This window comes from Thalassobacillus cyri (assembly GCF_900107755.1).
GTDB classification, from domain to species: Bacteria; Bacillota; Bacilli; order Bacillales; family Halobacillaceae; genus Thalassobacillus; species Thalassobacillus cyri.
In genome coordinates, this window is sequence record NZ_FNQR01000008.1 from 93,421 (window position 1) to 111,663 (window position 18,243).

Consider the following 18,243-nt stretch of genomic DNA (forward strand, 5'->3'; position numbering starts at 1 on the left):
TTTACCCTCATGAACAACCTGCTTTATGCAGCAGGGTGTTAAATAAAATATTTACCCTCCTTTGTTCGTACATTATTCTATAATTTTCTACAGAAAACGAGAGAGGAAAGTTGTAATAGAGTAGCACGATAGTTATACCCTGAAAGTCCTTTTTTTGTTCTGATACATTTTCTCGGGGGTGTAGTTTATTTGTCTTACAAAAAAATAATTTAACTATTTCAATTTTTAGAATTGACACATAATTTTATTTGTCTTACAATTTGATTTATACAAGGGTTAATTGTATGACAAATAAACGAATGAGGAAAGGAGGAATGAATCGTGCAAAAAGCAGCCGGCCAATTAGATGTAAAGTCAGTAAAACGAGATACATTATCTAGCAAGGTCATCGATCAAATTATCCACTTACTTGTTAGCGGACAGCTAAAGCCCGGAGACAAGCTTCCGACAGAAATGGATTTACAAGACATGTTTCAGGTAAGCAGGCCTGTTTTACGGGAAGCGATAAGTTCCTTGGAAACGATTGGAGTCGTTCGTAGGAAAACCAGAGAAGGAACCTTTTTTACAAATAAGATTTGGAGCAAGCCTTATGAAATCATGTTGTCACTATCTTCAGGGAATATACGAGCGATTGCTGAAACAAGAATGTCTCAAGAGTTGGGGCTTGTATCACTTGCAGCAGAGAAAATATCAGACAACGATTTACACCAGCTGTGGGAGAATATTGGATTAATGGAACGGCAAGAGGGCGATTATAGAGAATTCGATAAGGACTTCCATCGCATTATTGCGTATAGTGCCAGTAATTCTATTACCGAAGGAATCATTGATCCATTACTCAATATGTTTGATGATATGTTCGCGGGTATTCCTACGGAGAATAAAGATAAACGCTTTACTATCGAGCAGCATAAACAAATTTACTACGCCCTGGAAAAAAGAGATCCAATCGAAGCTCATCTATGCATGTACCGACATCTCGATCATGCCAGAAATAGGCTGCTGGAAAGTGTCCAGGATGAAAAAAACAGGAAAGGATGATGGTAATTGTCGAATCAAAGGCAAGCTCCTTCAGGCATTTTAGGGTTCCCTATTGTTCCATTTAATGAAAACGGTAACATCGAGGAGAAAGGCTTAATTAGAAATATTGAATTTTTGTTAGACAACGGTTTAGAGGCTATTTTTATAGCTTGTGGTTCCGGCGAATTTCATGCATTAAGCAGAAAAGAATATGAGAGACTAGTAGAATTGGCGGTTTCTGTAACAGATGGCAGGGTTCCTGTTTATACAGGAGTAGGCGGAAATGTGTCAGAGGCTATAGAGAAGGCGCAAATTTCCGAAAAGCATGGAGCAGATGGATACTTAATCTTGCCTCCTTATCTTATAGAGGGAGAACAGGAAGGTCTTTATGAATACTATAAAGCTATTATTCAAAGTACCGAGCTGAATGCAATTTTATACCAAAGAGCAAACGCTGTCTTACAGCTGGATGCTTTACAGAAGCTTGTTGAATTCCCGCAAGTAGTAGCGGTGAAAGATGGAGTGGGAAATAATGATTTAAACATTGAACTCACTCAAACGATTGGAAATCGCATTGCGTGGCTCAATGGCATGCCAATGGCTGAAGTCACGATGCCTGTCTACATTCCGCTGGGGTTTAATTCTTATTCTTCCGCTATATCAAACTATATTCCGCACATTTCCAGGCAGTTCTATGAGGCTTTGTTAAAAGGGGACAAGCAGTCAGTCAACAATATTTATGAAGATGTCATTTTGCCTATTAATCGTATTAGGAAAAAAAGAAAAGGTTACGCGGTTTCCTTGATTAAAGCAGGTATGGAAATCGTAGGACTTCCAGTTTCAAGGGCTGTAAGACCACCAATCGTGGAAGTTGAACACGAACACTATAACGAATTGAAAGCCATTCTTAAGAAAGCTTTGGAGAAATATCCTCCCAATAAAAAAGTGTCCCTTTAGATTAAATTGATAGAAAATAGGAGGCTGAATCATGGCAGTACAAACAACAGAAAAAGACTATTACTTGAACTTTGTAAATGGGGAATGGGTACCATCAAGCACAAATGAAAGGACAAAAAACATCAACCCTGCAAATAATGATGATCTTGTTGGGTATGTACAAAAGTCAACAAAAGAAGATTTGGATCAAGCTGTAGCTGCAGCTAAAGCGGCACAAAAAGAATGGAAAAATTTATCCGGTGATGAACGAGGAAAGATTTTATACAAAGCAGCAGATATTCTGGAAAGTCGTATCGATGAAGTTGCAGAGACGATGACAAGAGAAATGGGAAAAACCCTTCCGGAAGCAAAAGGGGAAACAGCCCGGGGAGTTGCCATATTCAGATATTATGCTGGTGAAGGAATGAGGAAAGTCGGAGATGTGATTCCTTCCACAGATAAGGATGCATTCATGTTCACGACTCGTGTTCCGTTAGGTGTGGTAGGCGTGATTACTCCCTGGAACTTCCCGGTAGCGATTCCAATTTGGAAAGCCGCACCTGCCTTGATTTATGGAAATACGGTGGTTCTTAAGCCAGCAACAGAAACAGCTGTTACATGTGCAAAAGTTTTTGAATGCTTGGCAGAAGCGGGATTCCCTGCAGGTGTTGTGAATATGGTTTCGGGCCCAGGATCTGTTATTGGACAAGGATTAGCGGAGCACTCTGATGTAAATGGTATCACGTTTACAGGTTCCAATAGTGTAGGAAAACAAATTGGACAAACTGTACTTGCCCGCGGCGGCAAATATCAGCTTGAAATGGGCGGGAAGAACCCGGTTATTGTCGCAGCAGATGCTGATCTGGACCTTGCGGTTGATGCGACTATCAGCGGTGGTTTCCGTTCAACAGGTCAGAAGTGTACAGCGACCAGTCGTGTGATTGTCCAAAGTGATGTGTATGAAGCGTTTAAAGAAAAACTTCTTACCAAAATCAAAGACATTACCATCGGAAATGGCTTAGAGGATAATGTTTGGATGGGACCAAGTGCCAGCGAGAATCAATTGAATACGGTACTCTCTTATATTCAAAAAGGTGTTGAAGAAGGTGGATCACTTCTTTTAGGTGGTGAAAGACTTTCAGGTGAAACCTATGATAAAGGGTATTTTGTCCAGCCGACGGTATTTGAAGGAGTAACATCTGATATGACCATTGCGCAAGAAGAAATTTTTGGCCCTGTGCTTGCTTTAATGAAAGTCGATTCTATCGAAGAAGCATTGGATCTGGCCAATGATGTGGAGTATGGCTTAAGCGCTTCTATTTTTACCACAAATATTCAGAAAATGCTGTCATTTATTAATGAAATGGATGCAGGTCTTGTTCGAATTAATGCAGAGAGTGCTGGTGTGGAACTGCAAGCACCATTCGGCGGTATGAAACAATCTAGTTCCCATTCCCGTGAGCAAGGCCAGGCAGCGGTTGAGTTCTTCACTTCTATTAAAACTGTTTTTGTTAAATAGACCACTATTTTAAACGCTGGATAGAGTTTAAAATTTTTCAATCACATACCAACAGATTTGTAAGCGCTTTAAAGGGCTTCCCTATCATTATAACTAAAACTGTACCGATATTTTATGGATAGGGTTGGAATTGGTGTTGCTGTATGTTTTTTCACTCGCTAACAAATAGTTGCCAAAAAATATTGAAGGAGTGTTTGGATGAAAAAATTGTTTTCCGTTTTAATGGTGGTCATGATTTCAGCTGTATTAGCTGCGTGTGGCAGTCAATCCTCAGGTGATGGATCATCAGATCAAAGTGCCAAAGCTAATGGTGCCGCTTCAGAAGCCAAGATTCCAGATAGAATTCGAGTTGTGATTGGTTCCTCATCGACAGGCGGAGATACATACCAAAACTCCGACGCAGTCAGTAGATATTTAGAAGAAAGTTTAGGAACTAATATGAAGGTTGACGCTATCGGTGCCGTCCAGGCTTTCAGTGAGCTGGATAGAGCAGATGATGATGGAAATACGATTATGTTTTTTCACGACATGGCGTATTTAGGAGTTGAGTATGGAAGTATTAACGAGAAAAATGCATTAGAAAATTGGAAAATAGGTCCTGTTGTTTCGACAAACCCGGGAAATGCTTTTCTGGCGAGTGGAGATGCGCCTTATGACACAATGGCTGAATCTGCTGAATGGTTAAAGAATAATCCTGATGAGACCATTACTGTCGCTATTGAAGCTGGTGGTGTATCCGAAATCTCCTTTGATGGCTACTTTTTATGGGTGAAGGAAAAATACGGAGAAGAAGTTGCTGATCGAATAAAGGTTTACCCGACAGGCTCCCAAGAGGATAAGAACCAGGCATTATGGGATGGAAATGCAGATATTATCAATGGCTCCATTGGTGGTAATAACGAATATACAAAAGAAGGCGTAGAATCGAAAATCAAAATGAAATTCCTTGGAATTACAGCTGGAAAGCGCGTGGAAGGATATGACATACCTACATTCGCAGAACAAGGTATTGAAGTAAATGGCAAGGAGTTCGTTTTTGATAAGGAATTCTTCTTCCTTCTGCCAAAGGATATTGATCCAAACTTTGCCAAAGCATTGGATGAAGCTGTAGCACAAGTAGTAGAAAATGAGGACTATACAAGTGACCTGGCGAAAAATGCCTATATCCCGAGCTATATTTCAGCGGATGAAGCAGAGGATTATCTGTTGGAAAAAAGAGCAACGTTCCAAAATATTATTAAAAATGCACCGACTGTCGATGAACTCACCGAGTAAACAAAATAAACCTTTATATGAGGTTGTCTGGCTTCCCTGACAGACAACCTCAAACTTTCACTATTAGGAAGAAGGTGAAATTGTGAATGATTTTCTTACCCTTGAATTTAAGTTTAGTGAATCCCATACTGTTTTTCCGAAAATAGTTTTATCCATTCTTGTAATGTTATTGATTCTTATTGTGATTAATCAGGTGATCCAGCGTTATAAGGATGGAAAACTAACAGACTTTAACTTTAAATTCTTCACTGGCAATTATGACAAACTAAAATTCTACGGAACGGTTGCCCTACTGATCGGATATGGATTAACGTTAGAACTTTTAGGTTTCCTGCTATCCAGCATCCTGTTTATGTTCCTGATCATGCTGCTGTATATAGGAAATTTAAAAAGAAAAGCGATTCTTCTTTCTCTCGCTAATTCCATCCTGACATCTTTTATTATTTGGTTTGTATTCGGTCAAATGTTTGACATCACTTTACCTTAAGGAGGGAGGTATGTATGGATATATTTTCAATATTAACCCCGCTGTCGATTGTTTTAGTATTTACAGGAGTTTTCATGGGAATTATTTTCGGTGCAATACCCGGGATGACGGCTACGATGGCCATTGCCCTCTTTTTGCCTCTTACCTATGCACTGGACATGGTGGAAGCAATTGCCTTATTGATAGGCTTATATGTTGGAGGAATTAGCGGTGGATTAGTACCTGCGATGCTTTTAAACATTCCTGGCACCCCTTCTTCACTCTGTACTACCTTCGATGGGTACCCGATGACACAAAAAGGTCAGGGCGAAAAGGCTTTGAAAATCGGAATTACGGCATCCATCATTGGCGGTTTTTTCAGCTTAACGATCCTGTACTTTTTTGCCCCCATTCTTGCTTCGATAGCTATCGAATTTTCATCGGTTGAAAAATTCCTGGTGATTCTCTTTGCCTTGACTGTTATTGCTTCCATCTCGAAGGGAAGCTTGCTTGGCGGGGTTTTTAGCGGAGTTTTAGGAGTGTACTTAAGCCTGATCGGTATGTTTCCTGATAATAATACATTACGACTTGTGCCACCAGTATTAGAGGAGCAACTGTATTATGGTTTTGCGCTTCTGCCTGTACTAATCGGTTTATTTGCGATTGCTCAAATAATGCAAGAAGCGGAAGAGGGGATGAAGCCAGCTGCCCATCAAAACATTAATTTGAGTAAGAATAAAAAGAATAAATTTTCACTTAGAATATTCAATGGTCAAATCATCAATACAATCAGATCATCAGTAATTGGTACGTTTATAGGGATGCTTCCAGGGGTTGGAGGTAGTGCGGCTTCTATTACCGCATACTCTCAAACAAAAAATTTCTCAAAAAACCCTGAAAAATTGGGGACAGGGGAACCAGAGGGAATCATTTCTAGTGAATCTGCAAACAACGGATTGATTGGAGGCGCACTTATACCGTTACTGTCATTAGGTATACCAGGTGATAGTACAACAGCTGTATTGATTGGTGCCTTTTTATTACAGGGTATTCAGGTGGGTCCATTATTCATCACAACCAATCCGGAATTGTGGAGCGGCATTGTCTCTACCCTTATTATTGCAAACATTCTTATGTTCCTGCTGATGTTTTTCTCGATTAGATATATGGCAAAAATCGTCTATATCCCGAAGTATACGATCTATCCAATCATCATTGTCATGTGTGTGGTTGGTTCTTATGCGATTAACAACGGGGTGATGTTTGATGTATGGACACTCTTATTGTTTGGTGCTTTAGGCTATGTGTTTATGAAAATCGGCATTCAACTTGCCCCATTTTTGATCGGCTTCATCTTAGGAAAACAGGCGGAAAAATATTTTATTGATAGTCTGAAAGGCAGTGATGGATCTTTAACCGTTTTCTTCACCAATGGTCCTATTACCATAATCTTATGGCTGATGATTATCGGTTCTATTGCCTTTGCAATCTACGATAATTACCGAACGAAAAAGACTGCGCAAGAGGAGACAATCACAAAGGTATCGTAGTTTTTAAAATTTCCATCTCTTAAAATATGACAGATTTTAAACTTTAAACAATAAGGAGTTATGAAAATGGCGGTTATGACTAAGAAACAAACAACCCCGACGATTGTGGAAATGTCAGTGATTCCAGTTGCCGGCTATGATAGCATGCTATTGAATTTAAGTGGAGCACATGGACCTTATTTTACAAGAAACATAGTTATTCTTAAGGATAGCAGCGGAAATCAGGGGATTGGAGAAGTTCCAGGTGGCGAAAGGATACGTACCACCTTAGAGGATTCAAAATCGTTGTTAATCGGTAATTCAATAGGAAACTATAACAAAATACTTAATAAGATTAAAAAGACTTTCGCACATCGGGATGCTTCCGGCCGTGGTAATCAAACATTCGATTTGCGAGTAATGATTCATGCGGTAACCGCATTAGAAGCTGCCCTGCTAGATTTGCTGGGAAAACATCTAGAAGTTCCGGTAGCATCCCTGCTGGGGGAAGGCCAGCAGCGGGATGAAGTAGAAATGCTTGGCTATTTATTTTACATTGGAGATCGCTCCAAAACGGATTTGCCTTATATAAGCGAGAGTCATTCCGACTCGGAATGGTTCAGGCTGCGTCGTGAAAAGGCTTTAACACCTGAAGCGATTGTCAGATTAGCTGAAGCAGCAAAGGAACGTTATGGTTTTAACGACTTTAAATTAAAAGGCGGTGTTCTCCGTGGTGAGGAAGAAATGGAAGCTGTTACTGCACTGGCAGACCGTTTCCCAGAGGCACGTATTACGTTGGACCCGAATGGTGGATGGAGTTTAAATGATGCCATTGAACTTTGCAAAGATAAGCATGATGTGCTGGCTTATGCAGAGGATCCTTGCGGGGCTGAAGAGGGGTTCTCTGCTCGTGAAATAATGGCAGAATTTCGTCGTGAGACAAACCTGCCTACAGCAACGAATATGATCGCAACAGATTGGCGCCAATTAGGGCATGCTTTACAATTGAATGCTGTCGATATTCCGCTCGCTGATCCACATTTTTGGACCATGCAAGGCTCTGTTCGTGTAGCTCAAATTTGTCATGAGTGGGGAAGGACATGGGGTTCCCATTCCAATAATCACTTTGATGTTTCTTTAGCTATGTTTACACACGTGGCAGCAGCTGCACCAGGAAATATTACCGCTATCGATACGCACTGGATTTGGCAGGATGGCCAGAATTTAACGACCAACTCTTTGCAAATCAGAGACGGAAAAGTCAAAGTGCCAGATCAACCGGGACTTGGTGTGGAAATTGATTGGGACAAAATAGAAAAAGCACATACCCTCTATAAAGAGGCTGGAGTTGGTACTCGTGATGATTCTATTGCTATGCAGTATTTAATTCCAGGGTGGAAATTTGATAATAAAAAGCCATGTATGGTGAGGTGACGAATGTGCTTGCTTTTTATTAGGTAATGGAAAGATCATCAATGATAAGGAGGAATGAGTTTGAATGTAAGCAGCGAACATTTAAGGGATTTTGTTTATGATATTTTTAAAACCGCAGGCTTATCTGATGAAGACAGTTATACAGTTGCAGATAGTTTGGTAGCGGCAAATTTGCGCGGAGTTGATTCCCATGGTGTCACTCGTGTACCCATTTATATGAAACGATTAAAGGAAGGAGCTATAAATCCAACACCAGATATAAAAATCATGCAGGAAAGTGATGGAGTATTATTAGTTGATGGTGACGATGGAATGGGGCAAATTGTAAGTCGTGAAGCTATGAGGTTAGGAATTGCAAAGGCAAAGAAAAGCGGAGGAGTTCATATAGGCGTAACCCGATCCTCTCATTTTGGTGCAGGAGCCTATTTTGTAAAACGTGGAGTAGAAGAGGATTTGATTACCTTTGCAATGTCTAACGCTCCTTCAACTATGGCTCCATGGGGCGGTATTCAGCCATACTTTGGCACAAACCCATATGCTTATGGGGTTCCTGCTGGAAGATATGACCCTATTATTTTGGATATGGCTACTAGTGTCGTAGCACGAGGGAAGATCATCATGGCTGCCCAAAATGGACAGGATATTCCTGAAGGCTGGGCGATTGATCAAAATGGTAAACCAACAACGAATTCACAAGATGCGTTAGACGGATCCGTTTTACCTTTTGGAGGTCCAAAAGGTTATGGCATTTCGCTTATGATCGATATTATGAGTGGTGTCCTAACGGGAGCAGGATTTGGACCGCATATTAATAATATCTATGGAGATTATGATCAGCCTCAAAACGTAGGCCATTTTTTCCAGCTCATAGACGTTCAACAATTTATGCCAGCTCAAATGTATAAACAGCGAATCGATCAAATGATTGAGGAAATTAAATCATCTCCTGCAGCAGAAGGCGTTGAGGAGGTGCTCGTTCCAGGTGAAATTGAAAATAGAACAGAGAAAACAAGATTAGAAAATGGAATCGATTTAGGTGAAGATGTGTATAAAGGATTAAAACAAGTTGGTAAAGAGTACGGGTTGAATATAGAAGGTTATGTAAGCCTTAACAAAACTATCTAAGCCCTTCACAAACATAGTAATCCTACTAATTCCAGAGGGGAGAATGTTCACATGGCATTAAATAAAACTCATGAAGAAATCCCTCTTTATATAAAGGTTAATGAAAGGGATAACGTTGCTACGATTGTTAATTTTGGGGGATTGGGAGAAGGAACCGTATTTTCTTGTGGATTGGAATTATTAGAGTCGATTCCAGAAGGTCACAAAGTTGCGTTAACAGACTTGAAACAGGGAGAAGCGATTGTTCGTTATGGAGAAGTTATTGGCTATGCAGAAATTCCAATAAAACAGGGGACATGGGTGAAAGAAAAGTATGTAAATCTGCCTGATCCTCCGCTATTGGATGAACTACCTCTCGCTTCAAAGTCAAAAAAGGTAACTCCCCCTCTAGAAGGTTATACGTTCCAAGGTTATCGAAATGCTGATGGAAGTGCAGGGATAAAAAACATTCTGGGGATTACAACTAGCGTCCAGTGTGTAGCTGGAGTTCTTGATTATACGGTCGAAAAAATTAAAAAGGAATTATTACCCGAATTTCCGAATGTCCACGATGTCGTTGCCTTGAACCACACGTACGGATGTGGCGTAGCAATCAATGCACCTGAAGCAAAAATCCCGATTCGTACAATACGAAATTTGGCAGCACACCCTAATTTTGGTGGCGAAGTAATGGTTGTCGGGTTAGGATGTGAGAAACTTTTACCTGAACGGTTAATTCCCACTGATGATGCAGAAGCGAATATTCTCTCGCTTCAGGACCAACAGGGCTTCATAAAAATGGTAGATTCCATCATGAGTATGGCAAAAGAGCGTTTGGAAAAGTTAAACCAGCGTGAAAGAGAAACTTGTCCAGTTTCTGATTTGGTGATCGGCTTACAATGCGGCGGGAGTGATGCATTCTCTGGGGTAACTGCTAATCCAGCAGTAGGCTATGCTGCTGATTTATTAGTACGTGCAGGTGCAACCGTCTTATTTTCGGAGGTAACAGAAGTTCGGGATGCTGTTCACCTGCTGACACCACGAGCAGTTAATGAGGAAGTTGGCCGTGCATTGATTAATGAAATGAAATGGTATGATCGTTATTTACAAATAGGTGAAGCCGATCGCAGTGCAAACCCTTCGCCTGGAAATAAAAAAGGTGGGTTAGTCAATGTAGTTGAAAAATCGCTTGGTTCCATCGCTAAATCCGGAAGCAGTCCAATCTCAGGTGTTTTATCACCTGGAGAAAAAGCTAAGGAGAAAGGTCTGATATTTGCTGCTACTCCAGCAAGTGATTTTGTATGTGGGACATTACAATTGGCATCAGGAATGCATATGCAAATTTTCACTACAGGACGCGGAACACCGTACGGCCTTCAAATGGCTCCTGTAGTAAAGGTTTCTACTCGAAATTCACTAAAGGACCAGTGGAGTGACTTAATTGATATAAATGCAGGAAAAATAGCAACTGGTGAGGCGACTATAGAAGATGTAGGCTGGGAATTATTCCATTTTATTTTATATGTTGCCAGTGGGCGTAAGCAAACATGGACTGAACATTGGGGACTTCATAATGACTTGAGCTTGTTCAATCCAGCGCCAATAACATGATTTTCTCTTTCATGTACCCACTTGCGCATTAATGATTCTATTCACATTCGTTCTGTGGCTGATTTTGGTTTGATAGATTAGGAGTCCTGTATTTTTAGGGCTTCTTTTTTATAGGCGAGAAGAAAACGCACCCCAGGTCCTCCAGATTTTGGAGAGCTCCGGGATGTAATCGGTTTTATTCCCGGTCTAGTTTTGGATTATACCAATTATGAAATGATCTATATCAATGATAGGGCCGCGGATAAGATCTTTGATCTGTTACATATTGCTAATATACTTCCCAAACAAAAAAAGCAGCAAACTATGCTCAGTTTGCTGCTTTATTTACAGCCACATGACTTTCTAGTGATTAAAGATGGTGGCATTTCGATATGTTTTGTGTATTCAGGGTTATTAATTTTACTTAATAACGCGTCAAATGCAGTCTTACCTATCGTATCAGGCGGTAATATTATATTAGTAACAGGGGGATCTATAATAGGGGCAGAGGCAAAGTCGCCGAAACCGATTAAAGCAATATCTTCCGGTATTTTCAATGATTGCTCCCTGATTTGATGTATAGTACCAATCGTCATTAAATCATTCTGTACAAATAAGGCAGTAATATCACTGTGTCGGTTCAGTAGCGATTTAACTGCGGCTGCACCACCATTTACTGTAGCATGTCCTAACTCCAGATAACTTTCATCAAATGGAATATTATATTGATCTAATGCAGCTTTGTATCCTTGAATCCGTTCATCGGTAGTAGAGACATTGGCCACTCCGTATATCATCCCGATTTTTTTGTGCCCATGTTTCAAAAGGTGGATAGTTGCATCATAGCCTGTTTGAAAATTATCACCTGTCACTTTTGGTGCATTTCTAACAATATTGTTATATCGATTCACAAGAACCACAGGAAAATTTTCATCTGTAAACCGATTTAAATATTCTATATCATTGGTTGCGGGGGAAAGTATAATGCCGTCTACCATTCTTGAGTGGAGCAGGTTAATCGTTTCTTCTTCATAATTTTTATCTTCATTTGTATTTACCAATAGCAGGTTATACCCCATCTCACGTGCTCTTTCCTCTACTCCATACACCATTTCTGTAATGAAACTGTCAGGAAAACTGGATACGATCATTCCCGCAGTTTTCGTTTTTTTCTGTCTGAGATTTTTTGCAGTGGAATTCGGAATATAATTGTATTTATTAATAATTCTCATTATCTTTTTATATTTATCTTCTGTGATGTTTTTAGTTCCATTAATAACATGGGAAACCGTAGCTACCGATACTTCTGCCTCTTTGGCAATATCTTTCATCGTCACTTTCATTTTCTGATTCCTCCGGGTAAAACCATTTACTTTTCTCCATAGATAAATTTTATATGATTCCTGATTTTATTGCAAATTCACTATTATTCTAAGAAAAAAACTGTGTAAGCAGGCTATTAACAAAAGATTTTGTAATTATTATTGACAGAAAAGCGCTTACATAGTAATATCCTAAACAAGGATGGTAAAACGATTAACTAAGGAGGATTTACATGGAAAACACAGCAGCTGTTTCTCAGGAAATAATAGATTTGATTAAAGAAAAGGCGAAAATGTCGCGACTGGAGACGATAAGGTTGATCTCCCTGGCGAAAAGCGGCCACTATGGTTCCTCGTTTTCTAGTTCTGAAATTTTTTCAACACTTTATTACCACATTATGAAATATGATCCGGAAAGACCTCAATGGAAGAGCAGAGATCGTTTTGTCATGGGAAAAGGGCATTCAGCCGTTGGTATGTACCCTATCTTAGCTGATGTTGGATTTTTCCCTAAAGAAGAGCTGGATACATACACCCAGTTAGGAAGCGCCTTTGGAGATCACCCGGATATGAATAAGATAAAGGGGATTGATTTCAGCTCGGGTTCGATTGGGCATGGACTTTCTGTAGGAGTAGGTATGTCACTGGGTGCCCGTATTGATGGAGAAAAATACAGAACCTATATTTTAATGGGTGATGGCGAGCTTCAGGAAGGTCAGGTTTGGGAAGCGGCAATGAGTGCTGCCAATTTCAAGTTAGGTAATTTGGTAGCGATTGTCGATAACAACAAAGTAACTGTAGACGGTAACACCGAAGAATTAATGAACATCAATCCAATAAGGGAAAAATGGGAAAGTTTCGGCTGGAATGTTGTAGATGTAGATGGCCATGATGTTGAAGCATTAGTGGAGGCGTTTGAAAACCTGCCATCTGTAGATTCAGAGCAACCGACAGCAATCATCTGCGACACGGTAGCAGGAAAGGGCGTTTCCTTTATGGAGCATGGGTATGAATGGCATGTAGCTAATTTGGGTGAAGAAGATATCAAACGCGCCATTGAAGAAATTGAAGGAGGTAACTAAACATGAGTACAACCACTTTTCATAAAGATACCTGGGAACTATATAAGAGTCTTGAAATGTCCAAACAGCTAACGGCAGGCGAAACGCTGGCGAGGTTAGGGAACGATCATCCGGAAATTGTCGCTATGTCTTCAGATTTGAGTAAGCCGACCCGGCTGTGGGATTTTGGAAAAGAATTTCCAGATCGTTTTTTCAATTTTGGATTGGCGGAAAAAAATATGGTAACAGCGGCAGCAGGTCTGGCATCTACTGGGAAAATTCCATTTGTTTCAACCTATGCTTCTTTCCTTGGCGTTCTGGCAGCTGAAAATATTCGGACAGCCGTTGCTTATCCTAATTTGAATGTGAGGCTGATCGGAACACATACAGGCATTGCGATGGGATTCTACGGTTCGTCTCACCATGCCACGGAAGACATTTCGATTACAAGAGCGATGGCAAATATGACAGTCATTTCTCCTGCGGATGGGGTCGCACTTTCAGAAATGGTAGAGGAATCAGTAAAAACATATGAAGGACCTATCTATTTCCGGGTCAGTCGTGGTCGTGAAGAACCCGTATATGAACGAAAAGAAAATGTTGTACAAAATAAGATTGGAAAAGCTAACGTCCTGAAGCAAGGTACTGACTTAACTATTATCGCTTGCGGTATCGAAGTCAATGAATCTTTGAAAGCTGCACAGCAATTGGAAGAGCAGGGGATCAGTACTCGTGTCATTGATATGCATACCATCAAGCCGATGGATACAGAAGCCGTATTAAACGCTGCAAAAGAAACAGGGGCCATCCTGACTGTGGAAGAACATAATGTCCAAGGTGGACTGGGCAGTGCAGTAGCAGAAGTATTGATGGAATCCGGGGTCAGCTGTAAATTTAAGCGTCACGGTTTCTATGATGAATATTCTTTGATTGGCAAGCCTTATTACTTATATCAGCACTATAAACTTGATGGAAAAGGGATTGCATCTGTAGCAAAAGAATTTCTAGGATAATTGGCTGGAATTTAAGTTTGCAGGAAGAGAGGGACAAGCATGAATTTTGAAGGACGAGTTGCAATAATCACTGGTGCCGGGTCAGAAAAAGGTATTGGACGGGAAACCGCCAGACAAGTAAGTAAAAGAGGTGGGGCTGTCGTCATTGCAGATATCGATGAGGCGGGGCTGGCCGAAGCGCAGGAAGAAATCAGTCAGTATAACAATGGACAGACGATGACAGTCAAACTGGATGTAACAGATAAAGAAGCCTGCCATCAGATGGTGAAAAAAGTTATGGATCGCTTTGGACGAATTGATATACTTATCAATAATGCAGGAATATCAAGACCAACACGAGTCCTTGATATCCCGGAACAAGAATGGAATCTTGTCTTCGATATTAATATGAAGGGAACTTTTTTCTTAACCCAGGCAGTGCTGCCGTATATGCAAAAATCAGCGTATGGAAGAGTTGTTAATTTAAGCTCTGTGTCCGGTAAAAGAGGGGGAGGAATCTTTGGAGGCTCTCACTATTCAGCGGCTAAAGCAGCAGTGACTGGATTTACGAAAGCAGTAGCCAGAGAAATGGCCCCTTATGGAATTACTTGTAATACAGTTGCCCCTGGCTTAATTGGAGGAACAAATATTACGGGAGGCCTGTTGACAACTGATAAAGAGGTTTCTATCAAAGAAGGCATACCTGCTGGGAGAGTAGGAGAAGTGAAAGATGTCGCTTACTCTATTTCATTTTTGGCTTCAGAAGGAGCAGGTTATATTACCGGGGAAGAACTAGATATCAATGGAGGGTCTCATATCGATTGATTATATACACAGGCGGCTGAAGAGTGGCTGGACGCTCATTGGCTGCCTGCACTTTCAATTAAAATGTAACCGCTATCATTAGAACGGCTCCTATACAATTTTCAAGAAATGTTAGATGTGGTTAAACCATTAACTAGAAAGGGGAAGTACATGAAAAGTTTACGGAATATTATGATTCTTATCACGCTGGCGCTCGGTATCAGCCTTCTTGTCGTGTTCGTTACAACTGGTGAAGCTATAAATTCTGATGATCGAATTGTCTTAAGGTTTGGGCACGGAGCCGCCGAAACGAATGAGAGACATATAGCAGTAAAGCATTTTAAAGAACTGGTGGAGAAGCGTTCCAACGGGAAGATTGAAGTTCATATCTATCCCAACGAGCAACTCGGTTCTGAAGCAGAAATGATTGAAAGCGTTACATTAAATGATTTACAAATGGTAGCTTCCAGTGCCTTTAGTCAATATGATCAACAAATTAGCATCATTGAGTTGCCTTATTTATTCGACTCTTATGAAGAGGCATGGAATGTTTTAGACGGCCCCATTGGTAAAGAGATAGCAGAGCCTCTATTAGAAGATAATCTTAGAATTTTAGCTTACTTTGAAAATGGATTTCGTCATGTAACCGCGAACAAACCAGTTGAAAAACCAGAGGATTTTCGAGGATTAAAAATAAGGACTCCAGAATTTCCTTTGTCACTAAGTACCTTTAACTCTTTAGGGGCAAACCCTACGCCTATGGCGTTTGGTGAGTTATATATGGCCTTGCAGCAAGGCACAGTAGATGCTCAGGAGAATCCTGTCGCTAACATTTATGCCAGTAAGTTTCAGGAAGTACAGGACTATTTGAATTTTACCAAGCATCAATACATGGCATTGCCTGCTGCGATTAATGAAGAATTTTGGCAATCATTATCAGCTGAACATAAACAAATAGTGGAGGAAAGTTCGCGGGATGCCGCACAATATCATAGAGAACTTATTGTTGAAAAAGAAGAAAAAATGATTGAGGAACTACAGGAAGACGGGATGCAGATGGTCAGACCAGAAACGGATCCTTTTAAAGAAATGACAAAGGTCGTCTATGAATCTTTTAGAAAACAGTTTGGCGATGCACTTTTGGATAAAGTTTTAAATGAAGTCCAGGATAGTTAGGGGAGGAGGGAAACTATTGAAGACTTTACAATGGTTAGATGAAAACCTTGAAAAATACGCACTGATTTTTTTGAGCAGTTTTACTGTAATCATTATTTTCACCCAGGTGATTATGCGCTACGTCTTTGGGAACTCGCTTTCCTGGTCAGAAGAAATTGCAAGGTATGCATTCATCTGGATGATTTATATCGGCGTAAGTTATGGGGTGAAAGAGAACAAACACTTAAATGTAGATGCTTTTGCCATGTTATTTAAGAAAAAAGGAAAAATAATATTAAAGATGGTGTCAACGATATTCTTTCTACTATTTGCCCTGGTAATTGGAGTGTACGGGTTTGATATCGTAGCAAAAATCACTAGAGAATCTGCTGCTTTGCAACTTCCGATGGGCTGGGTATATGCAGCGCCAGCCATTGGAATGGTTTTAACAACGATTCGGTTAATACAGAAACTATCAGGTCAAGTTAAAGAATTAAAGAATATCAAACGAACAGACAACTATGATGATGTAAGGGAGGGGGCAATATGACAACATTCGTTCTATTTGGTAGTTTCTTTTTATTTTTAATACTGACGGTGCCAATTGGAATAGCGCTCGGTTTGTCAGGGTTGGTTACGGCACTCTATTCTTCTAACATTTCTCTCACCTTTTTAAGTCAAGGACTTGTGACTTCTACTGATAGCTTTGCTTTGATGGCAGTTCCTTTTTTTATATTAGCTGGTGAAATCATGGGGAAAGGAGGAATTTCTACCCGGCTATTCGATTTAGCTAACGTGTTTGTTGGGAGGTTCACAGGTGGTTTTGCCATGGCTGCTGTATTGACGTGTATGTTTTTTGCGGCGATTTCTGGTTCCGGACCTGCTACCGTTGCCGCGATAGGGGGTATTATGATTCCTGCTATGGTATCCCATGGCTATGATAAAAAATTTGCTACTTCGGTTATAGTCTCTGCGGGCTCCTTAGGTATAATTATTCCTCCAAGTATTCCACTAGTCTTATATGGGGTATCCGGTAATCAATCGATCGGTGATTTGTTTATGGGTGGTATTTTGCCAGGAATTTTACTTGGATTAGCGATGATGATTTGGGTTTACATTTATTCTAAAAAGAAAAATTACACAGGGACACAAGAAACGTTTACCTTTAAAAAGATGTTTGTTTCTTTGAATAGAGCTAAATGGTCCATATTAATACCAATCATTATATTAGGAGGGATTTATGGAGGAATCTTCACACCTACAGAAGCAGCAGTTATCGCAGTAGTTTATGCGGCAGTTGTAAGTCTGTTTTTCCATAAAGAATTAGCGTTAAAAGATTTACCGACTATCATTAAGAATGCTGCTTTAAATTCTGTGATTATTTTAATTATCATCGGCACAGCTAATACATTTGGTACGTTATTATCTATGGAACGTATTCCTCAGGCTTTAGCCAATTCCTTCTTATCTCTATCGCAGAATTCTTTTGTATTGTTATTGCTTATGGTAGTGTTGTTGCTTGTGATTGGCTGCTTTATTGATACTTCTGCAGCTGTAATTATTTTTACCCCTATACTCTTACCGATGGCGATAGAAGTGGGGGTTGACCCAATTCACTTCGGTATATTGATGATTGTCTCCTTGGCAGTCGGTTTCATTACGCCGCCGCTTGGTGTTAATTTGTTTGTAGGATCAGGAATCTCCGGACTTGGGATGCCTGTCCTGGCAAGAGCGGTAGTGCCGTTTTTCTTTGTCATGCTGTTAAGCCTTGTGATTCTGTTGCTCATACCTCAAATATCTTTGGCTTTCTTATAAAAAACAGATGCCAGTCTCTAAAATTAGTAGACAGGCATTAGTTTTTTAAAAATAGCTTTTCCCCAATGAACAGGTGAGTCGTCATGGATTTAATGTAAAATACACTTTTTTTCTCTAAAAGTAATAACCGAATACGGAAAAAATTCACACAAAAAGGATGCCTCTTTCGACAGGCACCCCTTTTTATTAATAAGTTCTCTTCGGAGCTAATTCAATTGCTT

The 18,243-nt window shown here is 40.2% G+C and carries 16 protein-coding genes; 15 read left to right on the top strand and 1 reads right to left on the bottom strand.

The annotated features are described in order from the left end of the window. Nucleotides 1-321 precede the first annotated feature (321 nt). The 9 genes from BLV00_RS11130 to garD all read left to right on the top strand — a co-directional run bounded on the left by BLV00_RS11130 (nt 322) and on the right by garD (nt 10,894). Nucleotides 322-1,041 carry a FadR/GntR family transcriptional regulator gene (locus BLV00_RS11130; protein WP_093045064.1) on the top strand — a complete coding sequence of 240 codons (720 nt, stop codon included), beginning with the start codon at nt 322-324 and terminating at the stop codon, nt 1,039-1,041. 6 nt (nt 1,042-1,047) lie between these two features. Then, a complete protein-coding gene (gene kdgD, locus BLV00_RS11135; RefSeq protein ID WP_093045065.1) occupies nt 1,048-1,977 on the top strand; it encodes a 5-dehydro-4-deoxyglucarate dehydratase in 930 nt (309 codons plus the stop codon). A gap of 31 nt (nt 1,978-2,008) precedes the next feature. Further along, entirely contained in the window at nt 2,009-3,475 is a 1,467-nt protein-coding gene (gene gucD / locus BLV00_RS11140) for an alpha-ketoglutaric semialdehyde dehydrogenase GucD (protein ID WP_093045066.1), read from the top strand. 198 nt (nt 3,476-3,673) lie between these two features. Continuing rightward, nucleotides 3,674-4,750 carry a tripartite tricarboxylate transporter substrate-binding protein gene (locus BLV00_RS11145; protein WP_093045067.1) on the top strand — a complete coding sequence of 359 codons (1,077 nt, stop codon included), beginning with the start codon at nt 3,674-3,676 and terminating at the stop codon, nt 4,748-4,750. Between the two features lie 82 nt (nt 4,751-4,832). Then, a complete protein-coding gene (locus BLV00_RS11150; RefSeq protein WP_093045068.1) occupies nt 4,833-5,237 on the top strand; it encodes a tripartite tricarboxylate transporter TctB family protein in 405 nt (134 codons plus the stop codon). A 14-nt stretch (nt 5,238-5,251) separates the two neighbouring features. Then, the gene (locus BLV00_RS11155) at nt 5,252-6,766 is read left to right on the top strand and encodes a tripartite tricarboxylate transporter permease (protein ID WP_093045069.1); all 1,515 of its coding nucleotides are present in this window, start codon (nt 5,252-5,254) and stop codon (nt 6,764-6,766) included. A gap of 60 nt (nt 6,767-6,826) precedes the next feature. Beyond that, nucleotides 6,827-8,179 (top strand): glucarate dehydratase, encoded by a 1,353-nt coding sequence (gene gudD, locus BLV00_RS11160; RefSeq protein WP_218131897.1) that lies wholly within the window; start codon nt 6,827-6,829, stop codon nt 8,177-8,179. A 54-nt stretch (nt 8,180-8,233) separates the two neighbouring features. Continuing rightward, nucleotides 8,234-9,304, top strand: coding sequence for an Ldh family oxidoreductase (locus BLV00_RS11165; protein ID WP_176791467.1), 1,071 nt, complete (start codon nt 8,234-8,236; stop codon nt 9,302-9,304). A gap of 51 nt (nt 9,305-9,355) precedes the next feature. Beyond that, the gene (gene garD / locus BLV00_RS11170; protein WP_093045071.1) at nt 9,356-10,894 is read left to right on the top strand and encodes a galactarate dehydratase; all 1,539 of its coding nucleotides are present in this window, start codon (nt 9,356-9,358) and stop codon (nt 10,892-10,894) included. Nucleotides 10,895-11,214: 320 nt separating this feature from the next. Here garD and BLV00_RS11175 read toward each other — a convergent pair whose 3' ends face one another. Continuing rightward, nucleotides 11,215-12,216 (bottom strand): LacI family DNA-binding transcriptional regulator, encoded by a 1,002-nt coding sequence (locus BLV00_RS11175; RefSeq protein ID WP_093045072.1) that lies wholly within the window; start codon nt 12,214-12,216, stop codon nt 11,215-11,217. Between the two features lie 212 nt (nt 12,217-12,428). Between BLV00_RS11175 and BLV00_RS11180 the strand changes: the two genes are divergently transcribed. From BLV00_RS11180 to BLV00_RS11205, 6 genes are all read left to right on the top strand, one after another. Then, nucleotides 12,429-13,277 (top strand): transketolase, encoded by an 849-nt coding sequence (locus tag BLV00_RS11180; protein ID WP_093045073.1) that lies wholly within the window; start codon nt 12,429-12,431, stop codon nt 13,275-13,277. Nucleotides 13,278-13,279: 2 nt separating this feature from the next. Then, nucleotides 13,280-14,269 (top strand): transketolase family protein, encoded by a 990-nt coding sequence (locus tag BLV00_RS11185; RefSeq protein WP_093045074.1) that lies wholly within the window; start codon nt 13,280-13,282, stop codon nt 14,267-14,269. 39 nt (nt 14,270-14,308) lie between these two features. Further along, nucleotides 14,309-15,073: an SDR family NAD(P)-dependent oxidoreductase gene (locus BLV00_RS11190; RefSeq protein WP_093045075.1), complete on the top strand. Its 765-nt coding sequence runs from the start codon at nt 14,309-14,311 to the stop codon at nt 15,071-15,073. Between the two features lie 150 nt (nt 15,074-15,223). Then, on the top strand, nt 15,224-16,228 hold the full coding sequence (locus BLV00_RS11195) for a TRAP transporter substrate-binding protein (RefSeq protein ID WP_093045076.1): 1,005 nt from the start codon (nt 15,224-15,226) through the stop codon (nt 16,226-16,228). 16 nt (nt 16,229-16,244) lie between these two features. Continuing rightward, nucleotides 16,245-16,757 (top strand): TRAP transporter small permease, encoded by a 513-nt coding sequence (locus BLV00_RS11200; protein ID WP_093045077.1) that lies wholly within the window; start codon nt 16,245-16,247, stop codon nt 16,755-16,757. Next, a complete protein-coding gene (locus BLV00_RS11205; RefSeq protein ID WP_093045078.1) occupies nt 16,754-18,022 on the top strand; it encodes a TRAP transporter large permease in 1,269 nt (422 codons plus the stop codon). Before BLV00_RS11200 ends, BLV00_RS11205 begins: the two co-directional genes overlap by 4 nt. Nucleotides 18,023-18,243: the final 221 nt, after the last annotated feature.